Here is a 26297-nt window from a genome sequence, read left to right on the forward strand (position 1 = left end):
TCAGATCTACCCCAAAACAAGCCAGACTAACAATCGTTTACATTCTGTGAATGTGCGTCTGTCCTACTTAAATTTATCTAAATAACCAAGTAAAACGTTATTTAATCGAATGCATCACTTTATCTCTTTTTAAGATATTTTGAGTTCGCTAGTTTATTTGGGATGCCATATGTGTGTTTCACATTAGTTCCCTTAAAAGTAAACCAAACTTTTTTCTCACCGTTGTCATAGACAGCAATAGACAGATTTGGATGACTGTTATTCTTGGAAGAATATGCTGAACACGTATGGCTTAGCATTAGATGTGCTGCTAGAGAAGGGTAATTCTCGAAAGCGTTTTCTAAATCACAGTGAAGCAACTCGAATTCGCATGTTCTTCTAAATTGGAAGAATCGATTGAGAAGCTCTGAAGTCGGTTTAATAGATAAAGGCTCTGCTATCAGCATAGAAAGCATTGAACATATGTATCTTTCTTCTGTACATAGGTAATTGCCATAAGTAGCAATTCCATGGTCTTGATAGAACGGAGATTTGGGCACTACATACTTCAGCCAACTTGATACTAGCAAGTATGAACATGCAAGCCAATTGGTAGACCAGTAACTCAGATTATATTGCTCTTTAAGTTCTTTAGGGACAGTTAAAAAATCCTCGACCTGTAAGTGATGATATGCCAGTTGCAGGTGGGTTCTGAAGGTCTCGTACTTAGCTTGCGCAAACAGTTTATGTTCTTGTTCAGTAATAGCGTTTTGACATAGCAATAAGTTTTTATGGCAGTTATCGATAAGAAAAAACCTAGTATCTGTGTCTACTTCTGAATCTGAAAGTTTAATTTTTAGATCATCGATTGAAGTGACATATGACTCTAGGGCGATGGAAGAGTTATGTTTTATTGTCTCTCTATGTCTGTCCCAGATGCTAAAACCAAGTGTTGCAATGGCTACCAACCCAACGAGAATGTTTGCAAAATCTCCAGTAGATATTTGGTTGTCATGCATGTTGGGATAACGATGGAGAGTAATCATGACCAGAACATAAATGATTACTCCTGACCAAGCTATGTTCTTAAAACTTATGTTCATTTATAGGTTCGCTAATGGTTGTAGTGGATGAGCGAATTTGGCAAAGTCACTGGAATGCTGACCTTTGCATAAGCTCGTAAAAGATCTCTGGATATGTGTGGCTAGTCTGTTTCGTATTGACCGTAGTTTGGCAACTTGAACATATCTCTTGTTTCAGCTCTTTCTTGCCATTTAAAGACACCTTTCCAATCGAAATGCTCTATTAGGTTTTTCGCCAATTTATCATGCTTCAAGAAATACAATGATTGAAGAATATTGCTGAAACAGTTTGTCTTTCTCAGCAAATTCATAAAATCTTCTTCAAAGTCCTTAGGCTGTTTATCTACTGACAATGAGGCTAAATGGTGAGCATACTTAGCTGTATATTGTTCAGAAAAACCAAAACTCTTTGCAAAGTAGAATAGAGCCTGAAACCCAGCTAACTTATCTTTTGTTATCCACTTAGAGGCATCTTCCAAAATATCTACTTTGATTTTGCTTGTTCTCTCAATGTAAGCAAACAAATCAATCGAAGCAGAGGAAGATATCGTTGCACCTGCCAAGGTCTTCCCCTTAGCATCCTCATGATATTGGTGCCAATAAGTCAAGAATGTAAACAACTCCTCTCGATTTATACCATGCAACTCAACATTTAGCCCTAACATGGGTGCTAGTTCGTAGTGACCTTTAATGATGTCGAGCGCATCACTAAGTGCTCTATTCGAGGACAGGCCGTAACTCCTTTTTAAGGCATCTTTTATATCCTTAAAATGTTCTTCTCGCCATTCACTATAATCTGGTAACTCACGTGCCAACTGAAATAACTGGACTCTTGATAACCTTGAGGTGAAAGAGCCTTGTTCATATTCCAATACTAAGAAATCATTCAAATCAAGCAAGGTATCAAGATGCGCTTCTAGGGCGTTAAAGCGCTCTTTTAACACTACGAAGTTGATGCACCCAACTTCAACGAGGTGCTTTTGACTTTCTGTACTTACTGGATAACGAAACGTTTGACCAGTCGCATCTATATCTGCGATATCAAGAATAGTTGGTTCTATGTTTTGGTTGATTGCCCGATAGCGCGAATCAAACTCCTCAGATTTAGTCTTGAAAAAGTCCCATATCCTACCAATATCGTGAGAGCCCGAAAGATCAAAATCGAGGTTTTTTCCCGCAATCTTCTCAAGTCTCTGCAACTCAGTTATTGCCCCTTTCAAACGAAGTTCTACCGAATGCCTCATGTTAAAGCAAACTGGGTAAATAAAATCGTCTACAGGGTACTTGATGTCGTCTTCGATAACTTGATCTATAAGGAGATTCGCTGCTTGCGAAAATCCCATAGCGTATTGAACATACGACGGATTACCGTTCTCCCCCACACATGCATTCGCCCACGATGGTTCTGCACATATAAAGGTTTGATTTTCTCTTTTCACTACTCTGCCCAATGAATAACAACATGATTGCATAATACTTATATAGGCTCTCTATAGTCAAAAAGGGCCAATAGAACAGTGCTGTAGAGTCACAATATTAAGTAGACTCAGTAAAAAACAACCACTAAAAGTCCTAACCTAATAGCAATTCAAAATACGTTATCAACGGTGTGATTTTACATCATCAATAGTCATTCCCGTGAAGCATGGCTTCCTTGAACGCCTAGCATAAAGCTTCTCGCTGAACTCTCGGTATAGCTTGCTGCATTCCTGTTCGTGAAACAAATAAGGTCGCGTCTTGCTTTTTACCTGATGAGGTTTCCTATACTTTAAATAATCCATTTTCTGCTAAATTAGCTAAGTCACTGACACGTTTCTGTCCAAAAGCTTCTCAGGTTGATTTTTTGCCCGTGGCACTTTCTTGCTCGAAAGTGTCCCATTCATCGCTATAAGTTGATCAAACTTTATTATCCTCCGACAGACGAAAGCCGTCATTCAATCTTGCTTACTAGCCCTTAAAGTAACCGATAAGTAAAATATCTGATTGCATTTTGATTATATTGAGCGCAAGTGTAAAATAGGTATTTAAATCATAGACTTTCGTGGCGTTCATGGGCTTTAGAGTTAAAAAGGTAAGGAATCACGTTCTCTGGGACAAAGAAGATGACGATCGCAATGCGTTTACGGTTATCATCGGAAATAATGGCTGTGGCAAAACAGAGCTTTTGATTGATACGTGCAACAAGTACCACAGTTATTACACTAGTGCCTTGCTTGATAAGGATACCCATGTCGCATCTGCTGTTCACTATCTCAGAGAAGACTTTTCACCACACAATTGGAAAACAGTGGAGCGTGAGTATGGACACCGTTTACCTAGAAAACTGATTGCAGCCTCCACTAGCCAGTTTGAAAAATTTAAAGCTAATTGGAGCGTTCGAAATGATGTAGTGCCGTCAGGTTTCTACGCATATATTGGCTCTAAACCTTATATGCCATCGTTGTCTCCATCGACGCGTATTGCATCAAAAGCCATTCAACAGTTGTTAGGGGCAGAGTATTTCGAAGAACGTAAGCACAAGGCTCTGGTCGGGTTTTTATCGAAGTTCGATTTTGGTCAAAAGTTGCTCCTGAAATTCGAACTCACATTCCCTAACAAAGATCTGGAGAATATCCAAAATCAGTCATCAACTGAGCCTGAAACTCAGTTAATTTTGAAAAATGCCTATATCGAACACGATGAAATGGAGTTGGTTGAACTACTGGGTTACTGCGAAAGAATTGTAGAGGCTCCTGCATTTGCATTAACCGTGGGTAATCAGAACCTTAATCTTATCCATCTGAAGCACTCTGAACAAAATCCTTTCTCTAAGCTCATCATTTCAAGAATGCTCAGAGCAGGATTGATTACTCTTTCAAGCATACAAACGATGAACGATAAATCGCTGATAAACGACCAATCTACTGTAGATATCGAAAGTTCCGCTATCTCGTCTTTATCAAAGCGTAGTTCTGGTGAACAATGCTTGTTTCTGCTGTTTATGGGCATTATATCGTCGATCGAAGACAATGCGCTGATCTGTATCGACGAACCTGAAATTAGTCTCCATCCCCAATGGCAGGAACGCTTCGTTGATATATTAAGTGAATCGTTTTCAAGCTATCGTGGCTGTCACTTCCTTATCGCAACACACTCACCGCTTATTGTATCTGACATAAGCGCAAAGAATTGCTGTGTGTACGATATGGCAACAAATACATTGGTCGATGCGACGCCATATGGTGAACGTTCCTCGGACTATCAACTGGCAACGCTATTTCACAACCCTGGAAACAACAACGAGTATCTCTTAAGCCAAGTTATAGAGGTGCTGGATGACATTTGTCAGTCAAACGAAATTGCATCTGAGACAAAGACTAAGGCGCATTGGTTATTAAGTTATGAACCTCGCTTGCCAGATGGAGATAAGGTAAAACGCTTGCTATCCATTTTAGAGCAGACGTTAGAGGCATTTTCCAAATGATGAAGCCCTACGAATTAAGCGAAGAAGAGTCCCAAATCGTTAAGAGCGTCCAATGTGATGCTCTCTCCCCTCAGCAAAAATGGGACGACCGCCGTGTGACGACAATGAAGTCGAACATCAAGAAGCATTACATAGCTGAACAAGATAAAACCTGTGCCTATTGTCAGGTAAATATGCACACAACTCATGGTATGGTGTGGGACACAGAACACATCATCGATAAAGACAGCTCACCGCAATGGATGTTCGAACCATTGAATCTTTGCGTTTCATGTAAGGATTGCAATGGAGCTAAAGGCACCAGAACATCCACAAAAGGAAAGACGTATAAGAATTTTCCTCGCAAAAGTGAAAATTATCGCATTATTCATCCACATTTTGATGATTATGATGAGCACATTAAAGTTGCTGTTCCTGGCGCAGTATATCTATTCCAAACAGATAAAGGGCGAAACACGATAGAGGTCTGTGGGCTTCTACGTTACCACAAGACAGGAGGGAGAAACAAAGTCGACCCTGGTCTAAAAGCGGCACTTCTTGCAGCTGCGAATGATCAGAGTCCAGAGATGTTAGACTATGCTTTCGAGCTAATTCAAAAACGTAAGGCTAGCACAGTTGAAGATAGCAAGTGACCCTGAATCAGAGTCGCTTTCCAATCTTGAAGCACTAATCGGGCAATACTCGATGGAGCTTGATAGTGAGGGCTATCTGAAAAGAAAAGTGTCGGAGCAAACTTTGAAGTGAATACCATTACAAACATATCTAACTCGAAAATGTCCAAGGACGTGTTGACGCCGATTTCGACAAGCATCAAGGGGTTCTGATTAATCTGATTCAACTAAGATTGCTAACCCTCCACCGTACTCTCAGTGAGAGCCTGATTGAATTAATGTGATTATGAGTTTTGACTACAATTAAAGTTATTTGTCAGGAAGCGTAAGTATGGATGGCTTCAGTCTAGTGATACTGTTTATTGGTGGGGTATTGATTTCACTTAGCCTTTCAAGCTTTCGTCGTACAGCGGAAAAAAATCGGCAGGAAGAGATAAACCGCAGCTCCAGGCGAATTAATCAAAAGGTGAATGAGTATCTAGAACTCGGAATTAGGCCTATCGATTCAGAGATTCACAGTAAGCGCAATGAGTATATGCTTGAAGAAGCAAGTTTTGATTTATATCGATACAAGTCGACTGGTCGAGTCGCAGGGCATGGGTTCCGATACCGAATGAGAATTGCTAAAGGGTTGACGTACAATGCTGGAGTGGGACAACTGCACGCAAATAAAGACTGGCAGAAGGATGATAAGACCCTAGTCACTATATCTAATCAAGCAATAATCTGTACATCAATCACGAGTTCTAAACGATTTACCTGGACATCATTGGCAAAGTTGGAAGTCTTTGCTAATGGGTTTGTTTTGACACCCTCAAGAGGGGCGGTGTTAATGTTTGAATGTGAAGAGCCTACATCTATACACCATTCTGTTTTAGCCCTACTTTGTATGGAGCAAGAAGAATCTGGCACTTTAGCTACAGCGCATATTCTACAGGGAGAGGATGATAACGGTAATGAAGAGTCTCAAAGTTCAGACTCCTCGCACGACAAGACCTTCCATACAAACGATTTTGCAAATGAAGATGGAGTTAACTCTTTCCATAAGCGAAGTGCTACTTGCGACGTTCATGGTACTCGCTCTGAAGATCATGAAACGACAAGTAGATCTATGTCTTATGAGGTTGTTAGAGAAAAAGAAAAAGTTACGAGAAAGCTGAAAAAATGGGCAGTAAATCAGCATCAAATTAATGCGCAGATTCTTAATGTGTTCCTTAAGTTGAGGCGATATGGGAGTGAACGAGTCACAGTATCAATGATGCGGAATCAACTACCGAACATAAAGAGTTTTCAATCAAACTTTGATCAAATGACGTCCATCTCTCCAAAAAATCATGGCAAAGTATTTGATGTATCAGGAGACGAAGTGACGATTTGGTCTATCGTTGAAGCAGAAGTACTCGAATACGAAAGAATAGTATTTCCTGATATTGATTTTTGATTGATCAATTTATTTGGCTTGCAATCATATGGATATTGGCACAGCTTTGTCCAAATGTTTAAACAGCCCTCAGTCTTCGATATTTCTTAGGTGTTTCATTAAAAACTCTGTGAAATACAGCGGCATTTCAATGTTTTGAGTCTCGGTCGTTGGAGAACCTTGAGTTCCTGTTAGCTTGATAGTTTTGTGCGGGCTGCACTTGGTTATGTAAGACGGCAGTGATTTTGCGCGAGTGCGATTACTACTTTTGATCTCCACGGGAATAATGCGACCAAGCTCGTCGCTGATGATGAGCTCCATCTCGGCTCTAGCATCGCTCCATGAAAAAGTAGGTTCAATGCCCAACGACGCTAGTTCCTGGTGAACAAAGTTTTCTGCAATATACCCCTTGTATTCATGGCCTTGTCGTTTGATCTCAAGGTAGCTCGTGTCTAGCACATGGTTTAGTAGCCCAACATCTAGCAGAAACAGTTTGAATGTATTATCTTTTTTATAGGCGGAGAGCGGGGGCTTAGGCTGTCCCTCAATGGTGTAGTTCTTTAACACCAATTGAGACTTTTGAAGCCAAGCAATGGCGCTTTCGTATTCTGTATAACGGGATTTACGTTCATGGACACCTTTAAACTTGAAGCGCTTTACTGACTTGTCATGAACTGATGAGAGTTGGGCTGGGATGCTTCGAAATACAGACTCAAGTAACCTGGCATCAACGCTGCCAGAGTGTTGTCTGAAATCATGCATGTAACCTTCAATTAGTCTTCTGTGGACTTCAGAGATGGCTTCTATTCGTTGAAGAATGCTGGTTTCTGAGTTTTCGAACCATGTATTAACGGCTTCAGGCATGCCGCCGACGTAGTAGTAGTCATTCAGAAGGTCAGTTAGTTTGGCGTGTGCTACTGGCGAGTTATGCTGTTGTTCAAAAGCGTTTTGAAGTGCTTTTTGCCCTGATGCCCAAATAAATTCTCGGAAGCTCAAAGGCCTCAAGCTGTGCTGTTCGACTTTGCCTACAGGAAACGATGCAAGCTGACCAATGGTCGAGCCACAAGCAGCGATATATGCCTCAGGGGTTTGCTCTGCGAAGTATTTGAGGGAGGTAACGGCTTTTGGGCATTCGCCAATCTCATCCAGAATGAGGAGATCTGTGTCTAAATTGAAGGATTCTCCAGTTAAGAGCTCAACGTTGGTAATGATCACATCTGGATTTAGAGAGCCAGTGAATGCTTCCATCAACTCTGGGTTCTGCAAAAAATCGACCCTTAGGGTCTTTTTAAACTCTCTACCCAGTAGTTTTTGCAGTAAGAATGTCTTGCCTGTTTGCCTAGCCCCTTCAATGAGTAAAGGCTTCCTAGCTGTCTTGTTTTTCCATATGAGTAGTTTTTGAAGAAGTTTCCGATTCATCGAGGCATCCTATTTAACAGCTTTGAACATAGCAATTACACTTTAAAGCGCATAAAAGTGCAATTAAAAGCGATTATTTGCGCATAAAACTGTGTTGATGGTTCTTTTAAGTGCGCTTAAATCTAGGGTAAGATTTCATATTAGGTATCTAAGCTTGCCCTCAGGTCGACGGGCTATCTACAAATCAAGCCTTGTCTGGTATTTTACAATTCTAGATTCTGTGTTTAAGGTAACAGAGATGCCATACTGCAAAACCGCCTTAATTGTAACCGAGCAAATGAATACGCGATCGGTGCTAGACCAACTGGCCCAAACAAAGTTCAATGCTCCTTGTGCTGTTCAGTGTGAGTGGAATCCTGATCAATTTGCTATAGACAATGGGATGAACAACATTCGTGCTGTGGTTGACAATGATAGGGGGGTCATTCGGCTGCATTGCCGTTACTCACCATATATCGAGATCGGCCAAGTATTAATCAAACAGTTCGCATACGAACAAGGTTATTCAACTGAAAGTTTGGAATGCTAGCTTGCATGAAAGTGCAATTGTCTAGCGTCGCTACGATGATGCTTATAAGCAATGCTGATAGCTAAACTTCCTGCTCCTTCAAAAAGGCCACTTTGCCTGTTTATATATAAAAATGGAAAAGTGGCCTAACTCAAAGATCGCCAAAGCAGCGCTTTGAAACCAGTCGACCCACTTCATGAGCTATGCTCATGGTTCGGTTCTGAGATGGCGTAAACCTATTCGTGAATGAAATATTTAGGTTAGGGAGATAACTAGATAACGTTGTTAACCTGCCAATCGTCAGTGAGTTAAAAGGCTACGTGTGCTAGGCTGAGCGCCAAGTCGATTGATAACCTCAATATGTCCACCGAAATCTCGGACACTTATGGAGTCGATGATCATACAACTGGCAATCTGTAAGAGATCCAGGTGTTTGTTTTGGCCTTTGAATGCGTTAATGATCTTGCCTTTGAGAGAAGTATCGAACTCAAATCGGTATTGTGGATAGTTGTCTGAATCTTCGTAGAGAATTACGAGGTACTGAGAGTGGCAATCAAAGACTGATTTGTATAGATCGAACAACTCTTCAACACAATCTGAGTCTTTTGGTCGAAATGTGAATTTGTGATTTTCGAATTCAAAATCCTCTAGTTGGAGCTTATTAATAAGCTTAAAAATTATCATATAGCAAATCAGCTTAGGGGCTTGTATATAGTTTACGCCATGAGGTTGTTTTTCAGTAATCCGTAGTGATGAATAGCTATGGCGTGAATAAAGTAGGTATGCAGATTGATTAAGTTCAGTGGTGTCGAATTTTATCATGTAGAAAAACCAGTAATGAATAGTTGGAATGGCAGGTATTGTTAGACAAATAGAACCTGCCCTTGAAAGAATGGTCAGTAGAGTAGTTAGCGAAGTGAGTCTAGTAAGTAGACGTTTGAGTAACCTGGTAAGAGTACTGGTTGTGCCTTAACGTCTAAGGAAAAATCATCCCCGATAACGAGTGACTTGAAGAAGTTAAAACCGAGTAAGTTGTTATCAATCTTTTTGATGGATGAGCCTGTTTCTAAAATGAATTCTTCTAGGGTGATCTTCGGGTTTTTAGTAATGATAGATACTGCTTTGATTATCACTTTTAGCTTTTCTGTGGTTGTGTCAAAACTGCGGGCATCAAGTTGCATCTCAAAGCTTTCTATCATGTCTAACTCTTCCTTAATGTAATCAACCGTTTTTTTAAGAGAGTGTGGGTTTGGTTTAGTCATACATTTCCCCTGTTGTTAGAGACAAGTGTCGAAATTCGGAGCAAGAGGAAGCCCACCGCTAGGTGGCCGTGTGTTGAGGAGGTTTAAGGCGGGGCTGTATAAGTAAAGGTTAAGTTTGTTCATCGCGGTCTCCAAATTGTTAACAAAAATACCATTCAGCTCACTCGCTAATGCGAGCAAAGCTTATTTCTATTTTTATTAGACTTTTTGGATACACGAACCTTTACAGATTTGTATATCTGAGCTGCACAGTTACTAGTTGTATTTTTTGTTTTAGACAATTTAGAAACGTGACTATATTGATGATATGTGATCTAGAACACGCTTATTGGTCATTTTGACAAAGTGGCAATAAATCTGGCTTACAAGATGCGAGGGTGTAGTAATTGTTCATTGCTTATGTGAACTGTGGCATTATGCACTGCTGTATAGAGGTACAGGAATGTTGAATGCTTCAGAAGATCATAAAATCAAGAGTCAATTTACTTGGAAAACAAAAAGGAATCGTGTTTGGTAAGCTTTCTTTAAAGGTGGTAGAGAAGTCATCCATAAGAACAATCAAGTATTCCGATATCCTTGGTTTTTGCACAATAAAACGTTCGCTTCTTGGTTATGAGCTTCAAGTGACAACTGATAGTGGTGTGGTCGCTGTTTGTGGCTTGAGCCATAAAAAGACACCCCCGCAATTCCACGCTATTAACAGAGAAATTCAAGTAGCAATCGAATCTAAAATAGCGGATACCTACACTCGATTCTCAAAAGCCGCAGTTGGCCAATATCTGCGTGAGTCGGCTATCTATGATGTTCAAGCTATCATTGAGCCAATGGTTCGGTTATTCAACAAGGCTCCGAATCTTTGGGAATCACATTTATCAGGCGAACCGCTACAAAAGATTAAAAAGTTATCTGAGTTAAGCCCAATTTCAAGCTCTGCAAACTATCTGAGAGAGTTGCACGTTGGTAGAGTGCTAAATGCCCGCAAAACGTTCTACGATAGCATTGAGAGCAATCCACTTACTGAAGAGCAACGATTATCAGTAGTTCAGCACGATGACTTCAATATGGTTCTTGCCGCAGCAGGAACAGGCAAGACATCTGTTATGGTCGCAAAGACAACAGATATTCTTGAAAGAAAATTGGCTAAACCTGAAGAAGTAATGGTGTTGGCTTATGGTAATGCCGCTGCAAAAGAACTTCGTATTCGTTCAAAAGAACGACTGAAAGCAGCGAATATTCACCACTATGATCTCGATAAGCAAATTTCTACGTTTCATAGCCGTGGCTTCCAGATTATCGCGGCAGCACAGAAACAATCGGTGGAAGAGTTCCGTAAGTTGAACATGAGCTGGTTAGTAGAAAAGCCTGCATTGCTTGAATTCATTAATAATTGGCTCGTTACCTTCATCGAAGAGAGTGAGGAAAACCTTAACATTTTCATTGAGACTGTATATTACGCATACAACCCATTCCTGTCTGAGTCTGAAGAAGCCCACCAAGAAGCATTGAAAGGCAAGAAGTACATCACGCTGAATGGCGTTGAGGTAAAAGGTTATCAAGAGGTACTGGTTGGCAACTGGCTATTCAAGAATGGCATTGAATACGTGTATGAGCCTGATTACAGCAATCGCCTTGGTATCAATATTGGTTTTCCATACCGCCCTGATTTCTATGTGAAACCTGTTGAGGGAGCAATCAGTGCTCAGATATACATTGAGCACTTTGGGATTGATAGAGATGGCAATACGAGGGCTGACATCAATAAAGCTAAATACAACCAAGGAATCAAAGACAAGAAAGATCTCCACGAACGGATGGACACTGAGCTGGTTGATACCTATCACTATGACTGGTGTGAGGGCAATCTTGAAACCGTACTAGAAGCGAAGTTGAGGGCATTAAATGTAGTCCCTAAGCCAATATCGAAAGAAGAAATTCTAGAAGCCGTAAGAAAGCAAGACTTCATCAAAAATGCTGTTAATGAGCTTCACGATACATTATCTGCCGTTCGTTCAGAGGCGATAGAGGGTTATGAAATCCAGCGTCGTTTGGAAGTAGCAGAAATCCAAAATGCCCGTAGTCACATGGAATTAATTGAGGGGTTGAGACAAGCCTATGTAGGTGAGTTGCGTAGCCGAAACCATCTTGATTTCGACGATATGATCCTTTTGGCAACACAGTATTTGAAAAAGGGCATGTTTAAGCCTGAGTGGAAATACATTCTCGTTGATGAGTTTCAGGATATCTCTGTTTCTAGGTGGAATTTCTTGATGGAGTTATTGAAAGCGTCAGGCTCAAGTCTCACTGTAGTAGGGGATGATTGGCAGGCTATATATGCTTTTGTTGGAGGCAAGCTCGAATACACGACAAGGTTTCAAAATAACGTTGGTAATCATGCCCTGACCAAACTGCAAAAGACATTTCGATATAACAATAGTATTGCTGATACCGCTGGTGGATTTGTAATGAAGAACCCAGAGCAATACCAGAAGCAGATCGTCACGCATACTCTAGTTGAATCATCAGAAGTCTTTCTGATTGATAACTATGATGCCAATGAAAAAGATCCTATTGAAGCTACATTGAATGCTGTTGAGAAAGCGATTAAGGAAATCTATGTAGATGATCCTGGTGCTTCGATAGGTATATTGACTCGCTACCGTAAGAGCAAAACAGCAGCAGCCCAACGTTTCACCAAGAAGCGTGGGTTCAAGAATATGAAGTTTTGGACGTTGCATGGTTCGAAAGGCTTGGAGGCTGATTACTGCTTCGTTCTGGATTTAAACCAAGGATACTTCGGGTTCCCGACCGAAAGGAAAGAGAACGAGATTGTAAGTGCGTTGATGCCAACCGTTGATATGTATCCGCATGCCGAAGAACGACGCTTGTTTTATGTAGCAATCACTCGTTCTAAGAAGCGTTGCTATTTGGTTGCTGACCCGAAAGAACCATCAGAATTTGTCCTTGAGTTACTTAGTCCCGAATATGATATCAATATAGTGTCGGAACACTTTACTCCTGAGAAATTAGCTGCAAGGAAATGCCCTAACTGTAAGACAGGGTACCTCAAACCAAAGAAAGGTGAGCGTGGCACTTACGTATGCTCAACAGGGCTAGGTTGCCTTACTAAAGCGGTTGACTGCGAATGCTGTTCTGATGGTCTAGCAGTTAAGAAACCGAAGCATGGAGAGTGTCTAAGCTGTAAGGCTAAGTTCCTGCTCTGCCCTCGTTGTAAATCACCCAAAATTACGAGACTCGGTAGATATGGTGTGTATGTAGCTTGTTCTGGTTATAAAGGTGAGGAAAATGAGGATTCGTGTAAGTTCAGGGGTAAATTGTCTCCTAAATTAAAAGGCAAAATTGAGGCGAATGCACGCATCCCTTACTCTGGAATTTTGTAGACTAATCATACGATAATTATTTGTTACCATATGCGACATGTAACTTTAGGGTATTTTCTGTAGGAAGTATTGCTGTGACAATTTTAGTCGTATGCTTAAAAACTTAAGTAGATTGCGTTCGTTTGAAGCTCGACTTTAGAAACAGACTGCTATTGTCGGATAAGACTATACTGGTAAACACACTTCGTCACCGAACTTTGGTTTCCACTTAGATAGACTTCAAGCAAAAGCGTTTAAACATCTCAAATGTCAAAATACCAAGAAAATCATCCATGATTTTTAGTTGTTTTCCATTCATAATTTTTCGTGGAACAAGGAGACTCTAGGCCATTGCTCAAGCCAATACTTAGCTTTATCTGCCCTCATGTTTAAAGTCCTTTCACTAATTTCACTAATTTCGTTAACTTGTAGGGTATCGACAAACTTACTCACGGAGGTTTTTTTGTCAAAGGTGTTCTGCCAAAGGAAACAAATGCCAAGCAGCAAGTTTTCCAATTTGCTTACCTTCATCGTGAGTCTTTCTTCTAGAGTTTCCTTAGCATACTGACCTTTACAAAGTAATCCCGCCAAATATAAGCTCAGTTCTTTTGATGTGCCCTCTGGTGCATAAAAAATGCAAGTTTGTAAATTTTCTGAAGGAAGTTGAGCCATAATCGCAGGCTTCATCCACTGCGAACTATCAAAGTGGCTTAGATACATAGGAATTAACAGTGCAGAATCCGCCAGTTTTAGGTCTTTAAAGTACATGTTCCTTTTAGTTATATACTCGATATTATCGCTATTTTCATGGCTAAAATAATGCTTCATTAACTCCATTGGGTCTGGTAGTGCGTCCCCAAACATCCAAGGGAACAGACCAACTGGGTTGGAATGAAATAGTTCTTTCAGGTTATTGAGTAGCACATCGTCTGTATGTTCACTATTCACAGGAAGAGTCAACAGTTTAGACAGATAGTTTTCAGGGTGGCTTTTTTTCAGTTTATTTATGCACTCTCTAACTTGACTGTACCAACTAGCATTTTTCATAACTGAAAAGTAAAACATGATCATGTGACATATGACCATTTTCTGAACTAGTGCAGGGGCCATTTGCTCAAGTTGTTTTTGTTGAGTTTGGGCGAAATCGTTGGGGTGGGGATTTAGATATCGATGTAGAGAATTTTCTCGCGTACTTAATCGATTAAGCTGAGGAATAATACTTTTACTATCCAACTCATGTTCGTATATCTTTGGCAGTTTATCACTATATTTTTTGTAGTATTTTGTCGGTGTACTATTTTCATAGTAGCGACACAATGCATGTAGCATTGGTGCCCACTGCGTGTACTTTTTGCCATCTAGTAACGGGTGCGGTACATCTTTCAAAGGGTCTTGGCCTAAATCAAGCTTGCGAGCTATCTCTATAAGGTGCCAGTGAATTTGTCCAAGACTAAACTCTTTATTGTCTAATGTAATATTTCTCTGCTTAGTGAATAAATCGTAAGAATGAATCCTAAATGGAGTTATGTTGTCTTGAGTTTGTCCGTACTCAACTCTTATCAAATTTGACGTAAGTTGTCGTTCATTCACTAACTCATATAGCTTAATTATCGTCGGGTCTGTAACTGTAATAAATAGTTTTCGAGAATCAATGTTACCTAATTCGGTACGAACTTGATAATAAGCACGAACAATTTCTTTTGGCTGTATAACTGAGTTAGTGGTGGCAGCAGCAGTCAAGAATAACTTGAATGGCACTTTGGGATAATTTTGGAGAAGAACATGAACACATGAAGCCAACTGACCGCTGAACGGTGACGTGGGGTCGAGATGGCTCATCACAATGCATAACGCATCATAACGTGGGTCAAATGCTCGCTCTAATATGCCATAGTAGTGGGGTCTATCGACGAGAGGAATCTCAGCTAGAAGTCGTCTTAAGTGAACTAGACCAGATTGTCTCCTAAAGTCTAAACGTCCAAAAATTAGGTTATACGCGATACCTGCTTCGAAGCACTCCCGCAACACATTTTCAGCCTCACTTAACTCTATTGAAATCTCTTTCATACACACTTTACCCATAATGGCAATACATTGAGTGAAAAATAATTCGGGTGGTTACATAAATTAGCAATAATTACTATATCCACAACCCTAGAGTTTTAACTCTTAGGGGAAAATATACAGACTTCCTTCGAAACATAAAATGGTTCGTAGGGCGCTCTAAGGTTGTTTATATAAATAAGAGAGAGAAATCATGAAAGAAGTCCTTTGTTCATTATGCCATGGTCGTGGTGGTGACGTAATTATTAGATGCAGTAACTGCAATGGTTCAGGTTATGACCCAGAAGAAGATAAACCGTTTGCACAGTGCCACACCTGCTATGGGGAAGGTGTTGAGGAAGTTGAAGTTTGTCCTAATTGTGGTGGCGAAGGCCATTATTACGATGAAGATGAAGATGATGAAAGACTGTAAGTGATTCTGTTTGACTGGCTTTGTTTCAGAGGTAAAGGCTACTAATGTCTTTACCTCTAATCTGAAATGGGCAGTGCCATTGGGCTCTGATTGACGCAATCCTAGAATTTTTAAAAGCTTCCAGTATCTAATCCGCCAAGCACAGTCTTACAAGACCATTCTGAATTTCACTTTAACTGTATATTGGGAAGCAGCGACTACATGATTAAAGTTGATCTATATCAATTAAATGCAATTTAATTTTTTTGCTTCCTTTCGAACTTACCTTCACAAATATTGACCTATTTAGACCGTAAATCTCTGAATGCTAGTGATTTCTTGGACGTGTGATAATTATTATAAACAATATGTCAAGGAAAAATATTATTTATAATAATTTCATTAAAATCAATGATTTGAGTTATTTGTTTCTTTGGGGTTACTATTTATGTCGAAGGCAAAAACAATAATAAGAATACAACTATCACAACAATATAAAGGATTTTTGCAATGACAAAAAAATCAAACACAGAGATCCGTAACGTAAGGGAAGAGCTCGAGAAAGCACAATCAAGATCACGAGCCAGAACGTTATCACTGGATAATTTTTACGAGAAGGTCAGCACGCTTCAACAGACTTTGGATGACGTACTGTACAAGCATGATCAGCGAGGCATTGAGGCTAGTATTACAGTCTATACCAAGGTCGCTAGTGCCTATAGTGGTGTGCCACAGGCCACATTCGTCGATTTAGTTCGGAACACTAAAGGCTGGAAATTGGTGGGCGTTCGTCGTGATACGGGGATTCCAGCAGATATCCAGATCCACAATCTAGATAAGTACAAGGAGAAAATTGCTTACAAAATCACTCGTGATACGCAAAGGATCGTTTGTCCTGACATACAGGATTAATTAACAAAGCTCTATTCGTAGGGCATCAATTCAAAAGCTAAGGGGAATGCAACACTATGATTAATAAATAAAAAGGAACAATAATGATTCTCAATATAATAAAAAGAAACCGCAAATATTTCGCCGCAGAAACAGCAAGTAAACACAAATGTAAACTGCTTATTGATTCGAATTCTGAAAACTTAGAGCTTGGTGAACACTGCCTCGCAGTAGAAGATATCTCTGTACGATTTAAGTACGGAACCGACTTAATTTATAAACTTAGCGCTAGTGCGGAGGCTCAAGCAGAGCAGGGCATAGTGTCGCTCAAGTCAGATTACAACTCTCTTCTTGTCGAGGAATGCCGTTGGTTAGGTGGCTCATGGGACAAAGAGCAAAACGCATGGATATTTCCTGGTTTTGTCTCTGACGAGGTAGAAGAGTTGGACGAAATCTACAATAGCGCACCCATAACGGTAGAGATCACTGCAATCGAAGAAATTCGCGAATACGGTAAAGGCATTGAGTTTCTAGGTCGCCCTCTTTGTAGAGCTTTTGGGCGTGATTCAGGTGCTCGGATTGATAGCGATATTGCGCTCATATCTGGATATGCAACTTCGGGTGGTTCCCATAAGAATTGGGCGACTATCCTCAATGAAGACTCAGTCCTTCGTCTACAAATACCTTCAACGATCCTTGAGATACATCAAGACGATCGGTTTGACGTCAAGATAATCAAATAGTCATAAAAATTACTGGAAGCTGGCTGCATGTAAGCAGTGCGGCTGGCTTCTTCACACCACTAATAATTAAAAATAAAGGTAATCTATTATGAATGAAGTAGATATGATGTCGGTAGGTCAATGCTATCCAATTCAGCTTCCCGTACACGGACAAGGTGCCATTGCAGAATTGATGCGACCATCTGGTAACAGGCTGATAGTTACTATGCCTGATATCTCTCAATATGAAGAGAGCATCTTACGTCGTGGTGAGTTGCATTGCGGTCTACTTGAAAAGGATGGCGCTATTTTGTTGCTTTGGCAGTTCCGAGATGGCAAGACGAAGGTAGCGACACTTGATAGCCCTTTTGACGCGAGGTTGATCCCAGACATGACGATGGAAGAACTGACTACACCAGAATCAAGATATTGTATTGAAATCCATATTGTTGACTCTTCTACCAACGTTTTGAGGGGGTTACGCTCAATAACAATGCCAGCAGGGTTGTCTCGAGATCTAATGAATGCTGTGAAAAAACAACTAAGAAGCTATTCAAATGGTGAAGCCAAAATGAGTCGATGGATGCAGAAAGTTCCGCATAAATTAGCGAAGAAGACGCTGATGTGGAAAATGGGAGAGTAGTGAGTCGAAAGCCGAGAGGCATATACTTGTCTTTCGGTTGTCATAGTTCAATATGAGAACAGCGAAAACAACCTAGCTGATGAACTTAAGAGCGCTAGTAACATTTCTCTATCTATAGGCCACTTTCTCTATTTATATACAAAAGAGTTAAAGTGGCCTTTTCTTTACCCAAAGCTGCCGCTTTGAATAACTCGATAGATTCATGGGCGTTAGCCCATGGGATTCCTGTTCTTTCAATTTTCATTTAACCTCATACGCATGCAGTGGCATTTGAGTGATGACTTGGATACTATTCCTATGAATAGAAGAAGGAAACGGTACATGGGAAGTCGTAAAATTGCTGTTCTTATTGATTCAGAGAACACGCCACATTCTAAATTGAGCTCTATCATCGAAGAGCTATCACGCTACGGCCAAATAATCGTCAAACGTGCATACGGAGATTTCTCAACTGAGCAACTCAAAAACTGGAAACAGCCCCTCAATGAGCTTGCTATTCAAGCGAAGCAGCAGTTTGCATACACAACGGGTAAGAACTCGACTGACGCTCTCATGATCATTGATGCGATGGATCTTCTTTATAGCCAACGATTTGATGCATTTGCTCTAATCTCAAGTGATAGTGATTTCACTAGCCTTGCAACAAGGCTGAGAGAGTCTGAAATGTTTGTGATAGGGGTCGGTAAGGCAATGACACCCGCTTCGTTTAAAAATGCTTGTGATGACTTTGTCGCCATTGAAAACCTCAACGGGGATAAGCCACAGGAAGAGTCCCCGCAACCACCTCAACAATCCACGCAAATCAATGGCGTAGAGAAAGAAATTTGGCAACTGATGCACCGCGCATGGCAAAACTACCGTGATGAATCTGGCTGGGCCAAACTAGGTGAAGTAGGACAGTACCTCAAACGTTTGAAACCTGACTTTGATCCGCGTAATTATGGCCTGAAGAAGCTGTCTGACTTTTTCGACAAGTTCCCTAACCGTTACTCGACACGTCAATCGAAGCAATCTGGTTTGGAGTTTAGACTCGTGACTAAAGGTAGTAAGCAGTGAGAGCTACGTGGCCGTGCTTACTGGAGCTGTAGCTCGGAAGTGGATAATTCTGAGTTGCGTCTTTTCTAATTTAGAAAAGCATGAATTAACTAATAGTATGATAACTCGCTTAGTCGAGTGTTCATTATCACTGGAGCGGTTAAAAAATGGATCGAAAACAAGCACATGCCATTTATCATCAACTCTACACAAAGAAATACCCTGTTATTGAAGCTGATATCTGCCAATACTGTGGCACTGATGTCGACCTATCTGTCGACCATGTACCTGCGCTTACAACCGCTCAACTTTATTCCACAAGAAAAGATATCGATTTCATCCTTGTTGTGTCATGCATGGAATGTAATTCAATCCTCAGCAACGATCTGCTTCCGCTATTCAATGACCGATTTTTCACTGTTAAAGAACGCTTATTAAGAAGATACAAGAAAGATTTAATTCACGAATTTCGAAATGGCTTCAATTGGGATCCAGTATATCTTGCTGAGGCAGATCAAAAGTTCAATAACATGTTAGATCGAATTGGCTTTGGTCTAGTTCGGTTTGATGAATTAGATGAAGAGTCGCAGTCAATACTTGCTCTTGAGGTTGATTGCTATGAAGAAACTTTGGGGCAGCTGATCGCAAATAGAACAGGTGGCGGCCTCTTAGCTCATGACAACATCAAACATGAAGATACAGAAGACGACCACATAGAAGAAAAGTGCAGTTACTCTAAGTTTCTACAGGTCGTAAACTTTCAAAATATTCAGTCATTATTGCAATACGAATCTTGGTTGGAAGAACACTATGAAAATCTGAAGAATTATCTCTTACCTGATAAACCGACAGTTTTTTACAAAAAAGACTGGAGCGATATCTGGAGGGAGTCACAAGAACTCTCTGTGAATCAAATGCCAGATTCTATGGATGAGCGAGACTACTGTTCATTTAGTGAGTTCATTGAAGTTTGCGTTGAGCGAGAAATTGAATCTCAAAAAGATTATGTAGAATGGTTTGATGAAAACCTTTGGGGAGCTGTAATCTCACTTGATATGCCTGAAGCACCTGAACATATCTACGGCGTTACTTGGAAAGAGATATTAGAGCGAGCGAAATATAGTGAGACTAAAGATGAAGAAGAGTTTGATGAGGAATATCCTGAAGATATCGTTTCAAAGCTCGATATTTTTGAGTCCTTACTTTCTACTAACGAACTTGAGAAAGACTTGATCATGCTCAAGGGAAGGTTTGTGAAGTTTTTAAACGAAGCTGAACTTGGCACTTACGAAGCATACCTTGAATTTCTAGATGCAGTGAAAGACGATGGATTAGCTATTCACTTTCCGAAAGATCCAATCAAAGACTATGATGATTGGCAACTAAACGGCTTTTACGACAACTTGCCAAAGCCGAATACAAGCGATTTCAGTTCGGATTATATTGAAACGTGCCTAGAAAACTTGTCATCGCTTGTCACGCGAAAAGATTCTTTAAGCAATTCACTCTTACCAGAACTCAGCTTTGTTAGCTTCTTGCTGATGAGCAAACTCAAAAACGAGCAAGAATACGCGGATTTCTACGCATTAATTAATGGGCATGAACTACAAATTCATATTCCTCAAGCCCCTTCTAAAGCCTACCCTAACTGGGAAAGTTGGCCTGGAAATTTGTAGTTCGCCATGCGTAAAGATATTAGAAAATGTATCGCTAATCAGCATTTACAGTCGGCTAATGTTCTAGAACATAATGAGCCAGTCCCGAGCTAGACACGATAGCTAGGTAGTATAGGCAAAGCATTTAAATCCCCAGAGCATTAACTATGACTCTACCCGCACTTGATGACTGGCAAGTCTTGCCACTTAGTTGTGTAGTGGGGCGTTAGCATCTCACGCCGCATGCCCCATTTCTGTGCTATTCCTTGTGCTCCCAGAAACAAGGTGTCAGAGCCATACCGTTGGTTCAACGAATCATACACAGACATGAGTTTTGGGTCGTTGGGCATAGGGTTAAACAGATCTGACTGTTCATGTTTGCCATCGGTTAAGTCCAGCAGTCCTACGCCAATTTTATAGAAGCGAACACCTTCACAAAATAGCTCTTCTGCCAGTAAAGTGGCAGCTTTGGTGATCTGTGTGACATCTGAAGTAGGGTAGGCAAACCTATGTACCGCTCTTCGCGTTACGGCCTTCTCATCGAACGGCGAGCTATTAGCAAAACACAACATGACTTTACAGAGGCTGTTTTGCTGACGAGCTTTTGATGAAGCGATATTGGCATGCTTTGCTAAAGCCTGGCGCAATGATTCCAATTCGGTAATACGCTTACCAGCACTCCTTGTAGAGTAAATTTGTTTTTTGTCGGCCCGTGATTGATCCCAAGCTTTACATGGTTGGCCGTTAAGTTCACGGATAGTGCGTTCGACTTCGACGTTAAATTCTTTACGAGCGAGCGCTGGTGGATAGTCAGCGAGTTCTAGAGCTGTATTGATGCCCATAAACTTCAATCGAGCTTGAATTTTTTTACCAATGCCCCAGACATCATCAGAGTTTAGCTTTGACAGTATGGCTCTGCGCTCTTGTACGTTATCGACTACACAGACGCCGTCATACCCGTATATCTTCTTGGCGGCATGATTAGCGATTTTTGCTAGTGTAAGAGTTGGGCCAAAGCCGACGCAAACGGGTAAGCGACATTCTCGCCATACAGCTCGTCTCAGCTTCATTCCATGCGTTTTCAGGCATGGAATGGCAGGGTAACAACGTTCGAACGATAGGAAAGATTCATCGATACTGTAGATGTGTTGTTCTGGAGCGAATCGACCAATTACTTGCATCATTTTGGACGAGAGGTCGGCGTACAGCTCATAATTGGATGATAAGGCGATTACGCCTTTCTGTTCACAAAGTGCTTTAACTTGGAAGAATGGTTTGAATTTTTCAATGCCCGCTTCTTTGGCCTGTCGATTTGTAGCCACCACGCACCCGTCGTTGTTGGAGAGAACAACGATGGGTTTACCGCGCCAATCAGGGCGAAAGACTTGTTCAGCGCTACAATAAAATGAGTTCGCATCGACTAAGGCATACATTACTTTGTTCTCAGCAGGTGGCTTGGTCTATGACAACGTATGGATCTGATGACCACACCTTCTAACGAGAAGGAGTCACACTCGGTGATAAGTGAAGGTTGATATTTATCATTTGCTGAGAGCAATAGCTTGCGGTGGATATCAATCTGCTTACATATAAACTCACCATTGAGATTCGCGACGATAACGTCGTTATGTTTCACATCCACATGTCGATCAACGATCAGCAAATCTTGATCAAATATGCCAAGCCCTTGCATAGAGTCACCACATGCTCTCCCGATGAAAGTTGCACTTGGGTGTTCTACGAGAAGCTCGTCGAGATCAAGGGAGAGTTGAGTGTACTCTGTTGCAGGGGATTCAAACCCTGTGATGCCAGCGTGTGCGTTAATTGGAATAACTTTCATAAATAATGCTGTATAAATAAACAGTGTTATTTTGGTGTAAAAAAGTCATTTTGGCAAGTGTGTGTGAATTGTTTGCCCAATATCTCAGCAAAATCTAATCTAGCGCTTTGATGGCGGGCTCAGTGATTTCGTAAACTTACTATTGGCGTTAGCGAGATACTTAACCGATTCTGTAGGATCAAAACTCGAACATGGAAACGTCCTACAATGTGACTTTTGACTCAATTCAACAATGAACAATGCCTCAATGATACTTTACGGCATACAATCTAGATAATGTATAGCAAAACGTATCATCATTTATGAATCCATCAGACCTAGATAAGCTTAAAGAACTATCAATATTTACCACATCAGACGCCGCAAAATTTGGCATATCGCGTGCAGCTCTTGGTCGCGCTGTGGACAAGGAACTTCTGGAAAGGCTACAAAGAGGGCTTTACGGCTATGTTGGACGAGAAGAATCGGAGATGCAGTCGTTTGCTGAGGTTGGAGCCAGAGCGAAAAATGGCATTATCTGTCTTCTATCCGCTCTCAAATACCATAATCTTACTACCCAAGCCCCTTTCCAAGTCTGGCTATGCATCAAGAAAGGTGATAGGGCACCTCGAATTGAATATCCAAAAATTCAGATAATTAGGAGTAGGGACACTGAGGAATTTGGTGTTATCTCCACAAAGATTGATGGTGTCCCTGTGCTGGTTACGGACATTGAGCGAACAATTGTTGAGTGCTTCAAGTTTCGCAATAAAATTGGTGTTGATGTTGCAATTGAAGCACTTACAGAGGCAAAGCGAGCCAACAAGTTGAACCAAGAGAGGCTCTGGGAGTATGCTAAACGCTACCGAATGACGAATGTGATGATGCCCTACATGCAGGCGCTAAGCTTGACGCTCTGACAGAATTGGAGATTAACGAGAGGGCCGCTGGCTCTCTCGTTTGTTTTTAATTGATGCCGCCGTTGGCGAAGGGGCGAGTTTATTTCTTTCTGCCTTCTTTGACTGTTCTCCCACATGCAATCTCATATGCAATGCGGGAGTTTGAAACAGTGTTTGTAGTTGCCGATGATGGCAGTCCGTCCAGATTGGCTTCATCGCAGTTTGTGAATCGTGCCGCTCTGTCCTGATCAAGTTCTGCCTGCTTCTCTTCTTTTGTCTTACTTGCGTCTTTCCTGATCCTGCGATTGTTGATGTTGTACTTGCTATCAACAGACTCGGCGATTTCATCATCCTGATATTTTTCAACATTGAAGCTCTTCGATGCGTAGCCCATATTCGCAAGAATAGATTCAAGCCTAGCAACTGCCTGCTGAATGTCTTGTGCTTCATCTGCTCGTAGTTCCACGACGCCTAGTTCTTCAATTTCTCCGATCCAGTCACACAACTCATGTATTGGTTTAGCGCTGTTGTAAACCATGCAACCGTCCGTGTGCTCAAATTTGTCTCTGCGTTTATCCAGAGTCTTTGCTGAGATTTGCTTTTGTAAGATTGCGTACTGAAGAAACGGTTTCATTTCTTCAAAGTACCTTGGTTTGAGGTGCATGTTCATCCCATGCGCCTCAGGATTGTAATAATCTGTTGCGTATAGCTGCACAACCTCCATTCTGCTCACTGGCATTTTTGTTAGCTGATGCAGTGGAATGGTGATGATAGGCTTGCTGAGAATAACCTCATCGCCCCTTTTAATTAGTGCGCGGATGTGAAGACTAACCGCCTTGTCTTTTATTGTTGCCAGCTCTTCAATATCTTCGATATCTGGAAATACCTTGCTGTACGAAATGGAGTATTCGCTATTTTCAGATTCAATCTCAGATGGGGTTTTTAGTTTATTTCGCAGTGCGATTGCTTGTTCTTCGATAGTCATTTTAAATGCCTTTATTATTATTATTATTATTATTGGCTTGAATATATGATTGCATTAACTCATGTTAAGGTCAAGGATATTTATGAGTAATTGATAAATTAATCTTATGTATTATGTGATTATTTTAAATGTTTTTGTTAGGTTTGTGGTTTTTAATAAATATTGAATAAAAAACCGATTGGTTTACTAAATTAATTAATTTGTTATGTTGTGTGATCTTTATATTTTAAGATGCTTTAATGTGGTGTTTATAATATTAAATGTCAGCAAGTTGTGGGAGAGATATATCTACCAATTAATATAATTGACGCAAGTTACAAGTGTCATGTTGGCCAATATTACTTCACTTTAAATCAATGGCTTAAGATGGATTGATAGCAAAAGCAAAGCCACCCGTAGGTGGCTGGAGTTAGAAGGAAATACTTGAACTCAAGTCATGGTTTTTGGTAGGGGCTACGATGTCGCCGCCACCAATGCGGCTCAGGGTATTTTCCAAATCGTCCTCATGGAGTATCTGAGGCTGTGCACTGTGCTTAAGTTTGAAGTCACCTTGCGTTTGGTAGTCGCCCGCATGCGTTTCAATTTCCATCACAATAATGCCAAACATTTGAAGAATCCTTTCTATGAATTCGATGAGCATTTCTGCCATACGTTGATTAACCAAAGCATTGAATTCGCCCTTAGTCATCTTTGTGTTGTTCGACCATTGCTGGTTGTACTCGAACTTATGCCAGCGGCGCTTGGTTGCTTTTACGCGAATGACAAATGCGCGAAGCTTGGGGTTGAACGTCAGGAAGTCTTTCTCACCAGATTGGTTAAACAGTCTCTCGTAGACAGGCAGGTTGACCGAATTGATAGCTGCTTTGACCTTGGCTTCATCCTTGAGCTTGTAGCGGCACACCACGTTGCAGTAGGCGTTATCCTCAATGAGCTGATTGAAGCCGAGCTTAACGTCAGGGTCTGCTTTCATACCATATTTTCGAGCGCCTTCTTCCATGTTCATTCTGCGAACCAAGTTGGCTTCCTTGTCGCTCAACTTAAAGCACTCAGACTCCATTAGCTTTTTAAAGTTATACATGCCGCCATGGCCCATCTTAGAGCTTGGAATGTATTTTGCCGTGTTAGTGCCATTGTTGGCAGCTTGGCTCTTATTGGCGTTCCGAGACAGTCTGTAGCTAATTCCAGAGGGGTGTTTGTCGCCAAGTTTTTTGTAGCTAAGACTTGCAGCCACTCCAGCAAGTTCAAGTTGCTCTAGGAACTCAAGCAGGGTGGGATGATAGTCAAGAACTTCATTTTGCTTAATGACGCTGCTAATTGCCCTTGTAATCCTTGCTTTTTGACTTGTTTGCCTTGCGGCTTTCGATTTGTCAATCTTGCTTTTATCGGTGTAGTTTTCTGTAACATCTTGGTCAAGGCGCTCGCCTGGATTTGGTACTGCTTCGAGTCCGAACCATCTTTCGTACTTCCTCATTAATTTGGTGGCTTTCTTTCGATCTTGCCAATGATTCAGTACTTTTTTAGTTACAGCATCTGTACCGCTAAACACAAGGTGTATGTGCTCTTTTTTAGTGTCACGGTGTATAAAAAAAATGTACTTAGCGCCTTGCAGCCCTAGCTCTTTAACGTAATCTCTGGCAAGTTGAAGCCATTGCTTGCGCGTTAGATGTTCGCCTTCTCGGAGGCTAATCATCTCGTGAATCGGATCTTTTATTAAGCCTTTCTGGCTTTTCACTGAGCCGATTTCCCTACCAATATGCGACCAATCCATTTGATGGTGCGGCAGGAAGGGGGTTAGTAGAGTCGGCAGTGGAGAGGCGATATTACCGCTAGTCAGGAACTCGGTTTTTGAGCTCAGAGGGTCGTGGTCATTGTGGTCTTTTGTTTTGCCCGCTACATAGTTTGCTCTGTTTAGGCCATTGAGCTGGTCAAAGTCCTTTGTAGTTCCTGCGATGTAGTTGGCGCGGTCTTCGCCTTTCTGTGTTGCGCCGTTTTCTCTTGGCACGTTCTTGAATCTTACTCTGATCATCTTAGTTACTTTTATTATTATTTTTGGTGGTAAATGGAGTAGGAAA

The 26297-nt window shown here is 41.0% G+C and carries 21 protein-coding genes; 11 read left to right on the forward strand and 10 right to left on the reverse strand.

Translation table 11 applies throughout. The features are described 5' to 3' along the window. Positions 1-119: 119 nt before the first annotated feature. The gene (locus tag AB6E54_RS02500; protein ID WP_016789011.1) at positions 120-1082 is read right to left on the reverse strand and encodes a hypothetical protein; all 963 of its coding nucleotides are present in this window, start codon (positions 1080-1082) and stop codon (positions 120-122) included. A gap of 101 nt (positions 1083-1183) precedes the next feature. Beyond that, positions 1184-2500 carry a hypothetical protein gene (locus AB6E54_RS02505; RefSeq protein WP_029189489.1) on the reverse strand — a complete coding sequence of 439 codons (1317 nt, stop codon included), beginning with the start codon at positions 2498-2500 and terminating at the stop codon, positions 1184-1186. 611 nt (positions 2501-3111) lie between these two features. Here AB6E54_RS02505 and AB6E54_RS02510 point away from each other — a divergent pair. The 3 genes from AB6E54_RS02510 to AB6E54_RS02520 all read left to right on the forward strand — a co-directional run bounded on the left by AB6E54_RS02510 (position 3112) and on the right by AB6E54_RS02520 (position 6576). After that, positions 3112-4524, forward strand: a complete 1413-nt coding sequence (locus AB6E54_RS02510) for an AAA family ATPase (protein ID WP_372127983.1) — start codon at positions 3112-3114, stop codon at positions 4522-4524. Further along, entirely contained in the window at positions 4521-5156 is a 636-nt protein-coding gene (locus tag AB6E54_RS02515; RefSeq protein ID WP_372127982.1) for a hypothetical protein, read from the forward strand. Before AB6E54_RS02510 ends, AB6E54_RS02515 begins: the two co-directional genes overlap by 4 nt. A gap of 310 nt (positions 5157-5466) precedes the next feature. Continuing rightward, the gene (locus AB6E54_RS02520) at positions 5467-6576 is read left to right on the forward strand and encodes a hypothetical protein (RefSeq protein WP_372127980.1); all 1110 of its coding nucleotides are present in this window, start codon (positions 5467-5469) and stop codon (positions 6574-6576) included. A 69-nt stretch (positions 6577-6645) separates the two neighbouring features. Here the strand turns inward: AB6E54_RS02520 and AB6E54_RS02525 are convergent, their stop codons facing one another. After that, positions 6646-7974 carry an ATP-binding protein gene (locus AB6E54_RS02525; RefSeq protein ID WP_372127978.1) on the reverse strand — a complete coding sequence of 443 codons (1329 nt, stop codon included), beginning with the start codon at positions 7972-7974 and terminating at the stop codon, positions 6646-6648. Positions 7975-9390: 1416 nt separating this feature from the next. After that, positions 9391-9744: a hypothetical protein gene (locus tag AB6E54_RS02530; protein ID WP_372127976.1), complete on the reverse strand. Its 354-nt coding sequence runs from the start codon at positions 9742-9744 to the stop codon at positions 9391-9393. A gap of 623 nt (positions 9745-10367) precedes the next feature. Between AB6E54_RS02530 and AB6E54_RS02535 the strand changes: the two genes are divergently transcribed. Continuing rightward, positions 10368-13142: a UvrD-helicase domain-containing protein gene (locus AB6E54_RS02535; RefSeq protein WP_372127974.1), complete on the forward strand. Its 2775-nt coding sequence runs from the start codon at positions 10368-10370 to the stop codon at positions 13140-13142. Between the two features lie 294 nt (positions 13143-13436). On the opposite strand, the gene AB6E54_RS02540 is transcribed toward AB6E54_RS02535, so the two are convergent. Then, the gene (locus AB6E54_RS02540) at positions 13437-15188 is read right to left on the reverse strand and encodes a hypothetical protein (protein ID WP_372127972.1); all 1752 of its coding nucleotides are present in this window, start codon (positions 15186-15188) and stop codon (positions 13437-13439) included. 190 nt (positions 15189-15378) lie between these two features. Here AB6E54_RS02540 and AB6E54_RS02545 point away from each other — a divergent pair, with 190 nt between their 5' ends. The 4 genes from AB6E54_RS02545 to AB6E54_RS02560 all read left to right on the forward strand — a co-directional run bounded on the left by AB6E54_RS02545 (position 15379) and on the right by AB6E54_RS02560 (position 17832). Then, a complete protein-coding gene (locus AB6E54_RS02545) occupies positions 15379-15597 on the forward strand; it encodes a molecular chaperone DnaJ (protein WP_048662314.1) in 219 nt (72 codons plus the stop codon). A 489-nt stretch (positions 15598-16086) separates the two neighbouring features. Then, positions 16087-16488, forward strand: coding sequence for a hypothetical protein (locus tag AB6E54_RS02550; RefSeq protein ID WP_372127998.1), 402 nt, complete (start codon positions 16087-16089; stop codon positions 16486-16488). A gap of 83 nt (positions 16489-16571) precedes the next feature. Continuing rightward, positions 16572-17210 (forward strand): hypothetical protein, encoded by a 639-nt coding sequence (locus AB6E54_RS02555; protein WP_372128000.1) that lies wholly within the window; start codon positions 16572-16574, stop codon positions 17208-17210. An 88-nt stretch (positions 17211-17298) separates the two neighbouring features. Then, positions 17299-17832, forward strand: coding sequence for a hypothetical protein (locus AB6E54_RS02560; RefSeq protein ID WP_372128001.1), 534 nt, complete (start codon positions 17299-17301; stop codon positions 17830-17832). Positions 17833-17944: 112 nt separating this feature from the next. On the opposite strand, the gene AB6E54_RS02565 is transcribed toward AB6E54_RS02560, so the two are convergent. Beyond that, positions 17945-18076 (reverse strand): hypothetical protein, encoded by a 132-nt coding sequence (locus AB6E54_RS02565; RefSeq protein WP_372128003.1) that lies wholly within the window; start codon positions 18074-18076, stop codon positions 17945-17947. 77 nt (positions 18077-18153) lie between these two features. Here AB6E54_RS02565 and AB6E54_RS02570 point away from each other — a divergent pair, with 77 nt between their 5' ends. Both AB6E54_RS02570 and AB6E54_RS02575 read left to right on the forward strand, forming a co-directional pair. Beyond that, positions 18154-18888: an NYN domain-containing protein gene (locus tag AB6E54_RS02570; protein ID WP_230768476.1), complete on the forward strand. Its 735-nt coding sequence runs from the start codon at positions 18154-18156 to the stop codon at positions 18886-18888. Between the two features lie 146 nt (positions 18889-19034). Then, on the forward strand, positions 19035-20543 hold the full coding sequence (locus AB6E54_RS02575) for a hypothetical protein (protein ID WP_372128006.1): 1509 nt from the start codon (positions 19035-19037) through the stop codon (positions 20541-20543). Positions 20544-20695: 152 nt separating this feature from the next. Here the strand turns inward: AB6E54_RS02575 and AB6E54_RS02580 are convergent, their stop codons facing one another. Then, positions 20696-21955 (reverse strand): Y-family DNA polymerase, encoded by a 1260-nt coding sequence (locus AB6E54_RS02580; RefSeq protein ID WP_372128008.1) that lies wholly within the window; start codon positions 21953-21955, stop codon positions 20696-20698. Continuing rightward, positions 21955-22362: a LexA family protein gene (locus AB6E54_RS02585; RefSeq protein ID WP_372128010.1), complete on the reverse strand. Its 408-nt coding sequence runs from the start codon at positions 22360-22362 to the stop codon at positions 21955-21957. The genes AB6E54_RS02580 and AB6E54_RS02585 overlap by 1 nt, the downstream gene beginning before the upstream one ends. 302 nt (positions 22363-22664) lie before the next feature. Here AB6E54_RS02585 and AB6E54_RS02590 point away from each other — a divergent pair, with 302 nt between their 5' ends. Next, on the forward strand, positions 22665-23261 hold the full coding sequence (locus tag AB6E54_RS02590; protein ID WP_372128012.1) for a type IV toxin-antitoxin system AbiEi family antitoxin domain-containing protein: 597 nt from the start codon (positions 22665-22667) through the stop codon (positions 23259-23261). Between the two features lie 79 nt (positions 23262-23340). On the opposite strand, the gene AB6E54_RS02595 is transcribed toward AB6E54_RS02590, so the two are convergent. Next, positions 23341-24225, reverse strand: a complete 885-nt coding sequence (locus AB6E54_RS02595; RefSeq protein ID WP_274680997.1) for a hypothetical protein — start codon at positions 24223-24225, stop codon at positions 23341-23343. A gap of 409 nt (positions 24226-24634) precedes the next feature. Continuing rightward, a complete protein-coding gene (locus AB6E54_RS02600; RefSeq protein ID WP_372127462.1) occupies positions 24635-26251 on the reverse strand; it encodes a relaxase/mobilization nuclease domain-containing protein in 1617 nt (538 codons plus the stop codon). Between the last annotated feature and the right edge of the window lie 46 nt (positions 26252-26297).

Source organism: Vibrio sp. 10N.247.311.49, assembly GCF_041467655.1.
GTDB classification, from domain to species: domain Bacteria; phylum Pseudomonadota; class Gammaproteobacteria; order Enterobacterales; family Vibrionaceae; genus Vibrio; species Vibrio crassostreae_C.